This is a genomic window from Arthrobacter sp. 05T410 (genome assembly GCF_056396505.1).
This window is the reverse complement of record NZ_JBFTLP010000051.1, coordinates 1-746: the sequence shown is the minus strand read 5'-3', so window position 1 is coordinate 746 and position 746 is coordinate 1. Positions and strand designations below refer to the sequence as shown.

At 55.3% G+C, this 746-nt stretch carries 2 rRNA genes; both read left to right on the top strand.

The annotated features are described in order from the left end of the window. A 16S ribosomal RNA gene (locus AC1DFR_RS22345) occupies nt 1-131 on the top strand; the annotation flags it as partial. 511 nt (nt 132-642) lie between these two features. Beyond that, nucleotides 643-746: ribosomal RNA gene (locus tag AC1DFR_RS22340) — 23S ribosomal RNA — on the top strand; the annotation flags it as partial.

The window sequence follows — 746 nt, the reverse complement described above, 5'->3', positions numbered from 1 at the left end:
GAAAGTTGGTAACACCCGAAGCCGGTGGCCTAACCCCTTGTGGGAGGGAGCTGTCGAAGGTGGGACTGGCGATTGGGACTAAGTCGTAACAAGGTAGCCGTACCGGAAGGTGCGGCTGGATCACCTCCTTTCTAAGGAGCACCTACAACCACCCTGCCGGGCGTTATGTCCGTGTGGTGGGGTTGTCAGGAGTACGCCCGTTGCGCAGACGCWAGTTCTGCGGCGGGTGCTCACGGGTGGAATATCAACAAATAGCGGCCGCCGGTTCTTCGCCGGCACCCAGTACGGTCCCCTGTGCTTCCTTTGGAAGCGCGGTGGTCCTGGAACGGTGCGGGAGAGGTGATSRGCGGTTTAGTGTTTGGCACACTGTTGGGTCCTGAGGCAACAGGACCGGGTTGCTGCGGCTTTGGCCGTGGTGGTTCCGGGACTTGTGTTTCTGGTTTCCTGGCTGCACCGATCATGCATGTTGTGTGTGTGGGGTGTGTGGTACGGGGTTGTTGTTTGAGAACTACATAGTGGACGCGAGCATCTTTTATAAGAAGCAATTTCCAAGAATATGAACCTGGATCTGTCGCTGTTGCCTTTTGGGGTGATGGTGGTGGTTTCTGTGGTTCTCTCGAAAATTACTCCTTGATCTTTTGTGGTCAAGTTTTTAAGAGCACACGGTGGATGCCTTGGCATTAGGAGCCGAAGAAGGACGTAGGAATCTGCGATAAGCCTGGGGGAGTCGATAACCGGACTGTGAT